The 7,136-nt window shown below is 64.0% G+C and carries 8 protein-coding genes and 1 pseudogene; 6 read left to right on the forward strand and 3 right to left on the reverse strand.

The features are described from left to right. Positions 1–24: 24 nt before the first annotated feature. Both VML93_RS35345 and VML93_RS35350 read right to left on the reverse strand, forming a co-directional pair. Positions 25–390, reverse strand: coding sequence for a hypothetical protein (locus VML93_RS35345; RefSeq protein ID WP_325618028.1), 366 nt, complete (start codon positions 388–390; stop codon positions 25–27). Positions 391–464: 74 nt separating this feature from the next. After that, positions 465–1,217, reverse strand: a complete 753-nt coding sequence (locus tag VML93_RS35350) for an enoyl-CoA hydratase/isomerase family protein (RefSeq protein WP_325618013.1) — start codon at positions 1,215–1,217, stop codon at positions 465–467. A gap of 108 nt (positions 1,218–1,325) precedes the next feature. Between VML93_RS35350 and VML93_RS35355 the strand changes: the two genes are divergently transcribed. The 5 genes from VML93_RS35355 to VML93_RS35375 all read left to right on the forward strand — a co-directional run bounded on the left by VML93_RS35355 (position 1,326) and on the right by VML93_RS35375 (position 5,310). Further along, positions 1,326–1,745 (forward strand): lipoprotein LpqH, encoded by a 420-nt coding sequence (locus VML93_RS35355; protein WP_325618015.1) that lies wholly within the window; start codon positions 1,326–1,328, stop codon positions 1,743–1,745. Between the two features lie 87 nt (positions 1,746–1,832). Then, the gene (locus tag VML93_RS35360) at positions 1,833–3,023 is read left to right on the forward strand and encodes an amidohydrolase family protein (protein WP_325618017.1); all 1,191 of its coding nucleotides are present in this window, start codon (positions 1,833–1,835) and stop codon (positions 3,021–3,023) included. Positions 3,024–3,055: 32 nt separating this feature from the next. Next, on the forward strand, positions 3,056–4,474 hold the full coding sequence (locus VML93_RS35365) for a FadD3 family acyl-CoA ligase (RefSeq protein WP_325618019.1): 1,419 nt from the start codon (positions 3,056–3,058) through the stop codon (positions 4,472–4,474). Continuing rightward, positions 4,471–5,106: a fatty-acid--CoA ligase gene (locus tag VML93_RS35370; protein ID WP_325618021.1), complete on the forward strand. Its 636-nt coding sequence runs from the start codon at positions 4,471–4,473 to the stop codon at positions 5,104–5,106. Before VML93_RS35365 ends, VML93_RS35370 begins: the two co-directional genes overlap by 4 nt. Before the next feature lie 12 nt (positions 5,107–5,118). Continuing rightward, on the forward strand, positions 5,119–5,310 hold the full coding sequence (locus VML93_RS35375; RefSeq protein WP_325618024.1) for a (2Fe-2S)-binding protein: 192 nt from the start codon (positions 5,119–5,121) through the stop codon (positions 5,308–5,310). A 4-nt stretch (positions 5,311–5,314) separates the two neighbouring features. Here VML93_RS35375 and VML93_RS35380 read toward each other — a convergent pair whose 3' ends face one another. Further along, positions 5,315–6,988, reverse strand: a complete 1,674-nt coding sequence (locus VML93_RS35380) for an alpha-keto acid decarboxylase family protein (RefSeq protein WP_325618026.1) — start codon at positions 6,986–6,988, stop codon at positions 5,315–5,317. Positions 6,989–7,050: 62 nt separating this feature from the next. Between VML93_RS35380 and VML93_RS35385 the strand changes: the two are divergent. After that, positions 7,051–7,136: pseudogene (locus tag VML93_RS35385) on the forward strand (cyclase); the annotation flags it as partial.

The raw sequence follows: 7,136 nt of genomic DNA on the forward strand, positions 1-7,136 counted from the left end.
GGGCGTACCACCGAACTGGGTGGTTCACCAATTCCGCAGCGAGCAAAGCACGCCTTTGGGCCCATCTTTGGATACGACGACGACTCCGTCTACCGCCAACTCGCAATGAAGGTTCGGCGCCCCGGGTTCGGTACCCGTGCTCGCCACGACCATCGCATACACGTCGGGTTTTGAGAGGTCCAGCTCGTAACTCCATGGCTTGCCCGGCGCGATATCGATGTCGACGTGCGGCGTGAACGAGTAGGGGTTGTGGCTGTACTCAGAAAAAATAGCCGGCTCATGGTCCAGGTAATAGATATCGGTGTAGATCGGCTTCTGCGCGCTGACCGTGTACTTGACGTGATGCATGACGGGGTCGTCGGCATGTACCGATCCGCTTCCCACCAGCACACCCGCTGCCGCGAAGAGACAAGCCAACGACACGATGGAGCCGACGCCCATCACTGTCTTCACTCCGGTGGTCATCACGCTCCTCCAGCCGCCAGACGGGATTTGGCGTTGCGGTTCATGACCCGTTCTGCAGCCTCCCAGTGTGGGTCCGCAACCCATAGCCGCGCAAAGGATGCTATCGCCTCATCAGCAGAAACTCCACGGATTACGCGCTTTATCTCCGTCGCCGGGCGCCGGGCCAGCGACCTCGCGACGGCTCGCCATCCCTCGTCGGGCGAGTCGAAGACGTCGCGGGGCAACACCCGGTCCACCAAGCCGATCCGCTCGGCGTCAAACGCGCTAAGGGCGGTTCCCGAACCGGCTAACAGCAGGGCCTTGCTCTTTCCGACCAACGCGGCCAGTCGCTCGGCTCCGCCCCAGGCAGGCATGATCTCCAGGTGCACTTGGTTAAAGGCAATCTTGATGTCGTCTGCCGCCACCCTGATGTCGGCGGCGACAGCGACTTCGGCGCCGCCGCCCAACGCGTGTCCGTTGAGTGCGGCGATGACTGGCGCGGGGAAATCTGCCAGCCTATCGCAGATAGATCGCATTCGCCGTGCCATCGCTGTGGCGTCCTCTTCGGTCCGCAGCGCGCTCAACTCCTTGAGGTCACCACCGGATACGAAAGCGCGCTCTCCGGCGCCCTTGATCACCAGCGCTGCGGCGCCGGCCGCCGCATCGAGCGCTTTCTCGAGCTGTTCCATGGTGTCCGGCGCGATGGCGTTGCGCGCGTGGGGGCGATCGATGGTTAGCACCGCCAGCCCATCGTCGATCTCCAGGTCAACCATGCTGCTTGTCACTCCTCGACAAGAATCCGATATTGGCATTCTCTTTTCGCGAGAATAACATCATCGCTGCAGGCCCAAGAACTTTCCTAGCAGAATGGAGGCAACCCGGTGCAGAACCGAACCGTGGCCGCCGTTGCGGCACTGACCGTTGCCCTGCTCGGGGCGTGCACGTCGCGGCCACCAAACGAACTCGCCGGCTCGGCATCAGTGACCGTGAACGGTCACGAGCGGGATTTCCACATCGTAAAGTGCGATCAGGTGGAGTGGACTCGGATGATCGACATCGGCAGCGATTTTGCCCGAGTCAAGGTCGTCATCGACGAGAGCGGGCAACCGGCGATAGCCGAGTCTGTGCACATCCAGAACCTGGGTGGGTTCAGCGGGATGTACTACAAGGGTGGCGACGGCAACGCTGACGCGAGCATGTCTGGTGACAAATTCGTTATCAGCGGCACTGCGAACGGCTACCGGACCGACAAACCCGGTGAACCGGCTACCGCCCCGTTCAAAATCGTCGTGGCGTGCTGACGGCTCCGAACCGGGGTCGGCGGGAAACACGTTGCAACTAGGCTGCCGTTGAGAATACAATTCTCAAAAATTGCGAAGGAGGATTTCATGGGGCAGTTGTCGCATCGGGAGGACGTCCCGTTCCCGATCTTTGACGCGGACAATCATCTCTACGAGCCGCCGGAGGCGCTGACCAAGTTCCTGCCCAAGCAGTACAAGGACTTCGTCCAGTACGTGCAGATCAACGGGCGGACGAAGATCGCGATCCGCGGCCACATCAGCAACTACATTCCCAACCCGACCTTCGAGGTCGTCGCCCGGCCGGGCGCCTGGGAGGAGTACTTCAAGTACGGCAACCCGGACGGCAAGACCAAGCGCGAGCTGTTCGGCGAGCCGATGCGCGCGATCCCGGCGTTCTTCGAGCCCGGCCCGCGCCTGGAGAAGATGAACGAGTTGGGGCTGGACCGCACGCTGATGTTTCCGACGCTGGCCAGCCTGCTCGAGGAACGGTTGCGCGACGACCCGGTCGCCATCCACGTCCTGATCCACGCGCTGAATGAATGGCTCGACGAGGTCTGGGGCTTCAACTACCAGAACCGGATCTTCACCACCCCGGTCATCACCCTGCCGATCGTCGATAAGGCGATCGAGGAGCTGGAATGGGCGGTCAAGCGCGGGGCCCGCTGCATCCTGGTCCGCCCGGCTCCCGTTCCCGGCTTCCGTGGCCCGCGGTCGTTCGCGGTGCCCGAGTTCGACCCGTTCTGGGAGCGGGTCGTCGAGCACGACGTGCTGGTCGGCATGCACTCCAGCGACAGCGGCTACTCCCGGTACACCTCCGAGTGGGACGGCGCCGAACAGGAGATGCTGCCGTTCCAGACCAATGCGATGGGCATCCTCAACGAGTGGCGACCGATCCAGGACGCGGTGGGCTCATGGGTCATTCACGGCGCGCTCTACCGCCACCCGAAGCTGAAGGTGGCGATCGTCGAGGCCGGTTCGAAGTGGATGACGCCGTTGCTGGACGGCTTGGCCGAGGTCTTCCGGAAGGCCCCGGAAGTCTTCCCGAGCGACCCCGTCGAGATGGTCAAGAACCGCATCCATGTGAGCCCGTTCTTCGAGGATGGCATCGACGATCTGGTCAACCTCGTCGGCGTGGATCGGGTGCTGTACGGCTCGGACTGGCCGCACCCGGAAGGGCTGGCAGAGCCGACCTTCTACGTCAACGCGCTGGCGCACCTGTCCGTCGAGGACCAGGCGAAGATCATGGGCGGCAACCTCGGTCGGCTCGTCACGGTGTGACGTCTAGCCGGATCTGGCAGACCATCCCCGAGATGGTCTTGAGCGCGGCGGACCGGTTCGGCGACGCGGAAGCGGTCGTGGATGGTCCGCTGCGCTACACCTTCACCGAACTCGTCGAGCGAATACGCTGCGCTGCGGGCGCTTTCGCTGACCTCGGGATCGACAAGGGCGATCGGGTCGCCATTTGGGCACCCAACTGCGCGGAGTGGATTATCGCCGCGTTCGGACTGCTGGCCGCGGGCGGTGTGCTCGTTCCGGTCAACACCCGGTTCAAGACGGAAGAAGCGGACGACATCATCGTCCGCAGTGGGGCGAAGGCCGTCCTGGTGCAGAAGGGATTTCTGGGCCAGGACTACACTCTGTCCTCTTCGAAGCCCTTCGGGCGTACGCCGGTCATCGATCTGAAATCCGACTTCCTCGCCGCCGGTGGCCCATTCGAGCGTCCGGTGAGCGGCACCGACATCTCGGACATCATCTTCACCTCGGGCACGACCGGCCGCCCGAAGGGCGCGATGATGAATCATCACCAAACGCTGCGGATGTACGAGGAATGGGCGACCCTCGCGGATCTGCGTGCCGGCGATCGCTATTTGATGATCAACCCGTACTTCCACACGTTCGGCTTGAAAGCGGGGCTCATCGCATCCTTCCTGCGCGGTGCGACGATGCTGCCGGTCTCGGTGTTCGACATTGACACGGTGGTGGATCTCGTTGAACGCGAACGGATCACGATGCTCCCCGGCCCGCCCACGCTGTACCATTCGTTGCTGACGGTGCGCGACAAGTCCACACTGTCGACACTGCGGGCAGGCGTGACCGGCGCCGCCGACATCCCCGTCGAACTGGTCCGCCGCATCCATGGCGAACTGCCATTCCAGACATTGATGACCGGTTACGGGCTCACCGAGGCCGGCAACGTCACCTTGTCGCGGCCCGGAGATTCCTTCGAGGACGTGGCCACCACCGCGGGCCTGCCCTGCGAGGGGGTGGAGGTGCGCATCGCCGACGACGGCGAGGTCCTGGTCCGTGGGTACAGTGTCATGCAGGGTTACCTCGACGACCCTATTGCCACCGCGGAGGCGATCGATGACGATGGATGGTTGCACACCGGCGATCTGGGCAGGCTGGATGCGGCGGGTCGGCTAAGGATTGACGGACGTAAGAAGGACATGTTCATCGTGGGCGGTTTCAACGCCTATCCGGCGGAGATCGAGGGGTTCCTGCTCGAACACCCGGCGGTCGCGCAGGCAGCGGTGATCGGCGTTGCCGACGAGCGTCTGGGCCAGGTGGGTAGGGCCTTTGTGGTAGCGAAAACGCCTGTATCCGAAGAGAACTTGATCCAGTGGTGCCGAGAGCGGATGGCCGGATTCAAAGCGCCGAGATCCATCGAGTTTCTCGACGCGCTGCCGTTGAATGCCACCGGAAAAGTGATGAAGGACCAACTGCGTTGAGCACCGGCATCATTCAGTCGATGGTGATCGCATCGGACTACCGCGTCGCGGATCCGACTCGGGTGTGGCCGCTGCTCGAGCGAAACAAAAAGGCTCTCGCCGACATCGGCGCCCAGTATGTAATGGTCTATACGTCAACGCATGACTATGGTCGCGTGCTGGTCATGATCGGGGTGCACACTCCCGAGCCGATCGTGGAGCTGCTGCGCTCGCGGATCTTCTTCGACTGGTTCGATGCCGTCGGCGTCGATGACATCCCGGCGGTGTTCGCCGGCGCGATCGTCGACAAGATCGTTGCGGGTACGCAGGCGAGGACTTCGGTGCCAACGGCGCCCGGAGTTGTGGTGGCCGCAATGGCGTCCGTCGACAACGTCGGGACGCTGATCTCAGGAGTCCACACGGCGATGGACAGGTTCATCGCGGCCGGCATCCGAAAGACGTGGATCTTTCAGGCTTTTGACGATCACAACGAAGTGTTGATCCTGCAGGAGTTTCCCGACGAGGAGAGCGCGCGGGAGTGGATCGAGCATCCCGACGCTGCGGCCCAATGGATGTCCGGGGCCGGAGTGGGTGCCTACCCGCCGCTGTTCGTCGGCCGCTACCTCGACATGATGCGCATTGAGCGGGACTGATCGGATCGGTCGATGTGGGTGTGCCTGTGTAACGGAATCACCAGTCAGATGGTCACCGAGGCCGTCGCGGCGGGCGCATCGACCACCAAGGACGTCGCCCAGGCCTGCGGGGCCGGCGCCGACTGCGGCCGCTGCCGTCGTACCGTGCGGGCGATCCTGACGTCCTCGATCGAGGGCAACAAAACCGGAGCATCCCAAGTCTGAACGGTTATTCCGGCGGTGCCATGGGTCCGACGAGTTGGGCCAGCAGGGGCGGGATCTCGAACTGCGGGAGCACCACTTCGACCAGCACCATGCGGTCGCGATGCTCCGCGGCCGCGGTGAGCGCGTCATCGAGTTCGCCGTAGTTTTCCGCCCGGAATGCCAGGTGGTTTGCCACCCCAAGGGCTTTGGGGAGGTCGGTCCAGCTCCAGCTGGCAATGTCGTTGTAGGGGGCCGTCTTTCCGTGGATCGCCCGCTCGACCGTATAGCCGTCGTTGTTGACCACCACGATGACCGGCGACAGCCCTTCGCGGGAGAAGGTGCCCAGCTCCTGCACGGTCAGTTGCGCTGCGCCGTCGCCGATCAGCAACACCGCCCTGCGCTCCGGGTGCGCCACGGCGGCCCCGACCGCCGCGGGCAGCGTGTAACCGATTGAGCCCCATAAGGGTTGACCGATGAAGGTGACTCCCTGGGGCAACCGATGGTCAGCCATTCCGTAAAACGACGTCCCCTGATCGGCCAGCACCACGTTTCCCGGCGTGAGCGCGTTGCAAAGCCGGTCCCACAACACCTGTTGGGTGAGCGGTTCGTCACGCGCCGGTGTCGGCGGCGGCGGGCTGTCGGCCGGCGGCGCGACGGGCGGTGACGTTATCCCGCGCCGGGTCAGCATCGTAGTCAGCGCCCGAAGCGCCGCATCCATTTCCAGCGGGGCGAAGACTTCGTCGGCCACGCTGCTCTGGTACTGCCCGATGTCGATGGTCCGGGCGGGGTCAATCCGCTGGCTGAAGAAGCCGCTGACCATATCGGTGAAAACCACCCCGGCCGTCACCAGCACCGGCGCCTCTTCGATCGCAGTGCGCACCGGTTCGGCGCTGGCGGCCCCGGCGTAGATGCCGAGGAAGTTAGGCGAGCTCTCGTCGAGCAGACTCTTTCCCCACATCAGCGTCGCGTGCGGCACCACGTCGGCGGCCAGCAGCGCCTCGAGTTCGTGCACCGCGCGCAACCGATGCACCAGCAGGTCGGCCAGCACGGTCAACTGGTGGTCGCCGATCAGTTTGGCCGCTGCCTCGGTGAACAGCGACAGCGCGCGCGGGCTGGTGCCGCCGGTGTAGCGGGGCAGCGGCTCGCGAGGCGGTTCGGTGGGGAAGCGGGCCACGTCGGTGGACATCAGTATGTATCCGGGCCGCTTCTGTTCACGGACCTCGGACAGTACCCGGTCTATTTCTCGGGAGGCCATGGCCGGCATGAGATTGGCTTGGGCGCAGGTGATTTCGCGGCTGATCCGGAAGAAGTGCTCGAAGTCGCCGTCACCGAGCGAGTGGTGCAGTGCCCGGCGGGTGCCCTGGGCGTCCTTGGACGGTCCCCCGACGATATGCACCACCGGCACGTGCTCGGCATAGCTGCCCGCGATCGCGTTGGCCAGCGAGAGTTCGCCCACGCCGAAAGTGGTTACCACAGCTGACATTCCGCGCAGCCGCCCGTACCCGTCGGCGGCATAGCCGGCGTTGAGTTCGTTGGCGCTGCCTATCCAGCGAATACTGGGATGGGCGACGATGTGGTCCAGGAATTCCAGGTTGTAGTCGCCGGGGACGCCGAAGATCTCGGTGACGCCGAGTTCGGCAAGTCGGTCCAGGAGGTAGTCGCCGACGGTGTAGGCGGCATCGCTGGGGGAGTCGGTCACGAAGAAGACGGTACGCTGTCGAAACCGCGTCCGGCGGGTCGTCACTTCGCTATCGTGCGGGCATGGCAATCAAAGAAAACCGCGAAATAGTCATCGAAGCCAGCCCCGAGGAGATCTTGGACGTCATCGCCGATTTCGAAGCGATGCC

The organism is Mycobacterium sp. (assembly GCF_035499775.1).
Lineage (GTDB): Bacteria > Actinomycetota > Actinomycetes > Mycobacteriales > Mycobacteriaceae > Mycobacterium.

What these genes read in the sequence shown, in the direction of transcription:
- VML93_RS35350 (WP_325618013.1), bottom strand. Translation starts at nt 1,217, where the DNA reads ATGGTTGACCTGGAGATCGACGATGGGCTGGCGGTGCTAACCATCGAT.
- VML93_RS35360 (WP_325618017.1), top strand. Translation starts at nt 1,833, where the DNA reads ATGGGGCAGTTGTCGCATCGGGAGGACGTCCCGTTCCCGATCTTTGAC.
- VML93_RS35365 (WP_325618019.1), top strand. Translation starts at nt 3,056, where the DNA reads ATGGTCTTGAGCGCGGCGGACCGGTTCGGCGACGCGGAAGCGGTCGTG.
- VML93_RS35375 (WP_325618024.1), top strand. Translation starts at nt 5,119, where the DNA reads ATGTGGGTGTGCCTGTGTAACGGAATCACCAGTCAGATGGTCACCGAG.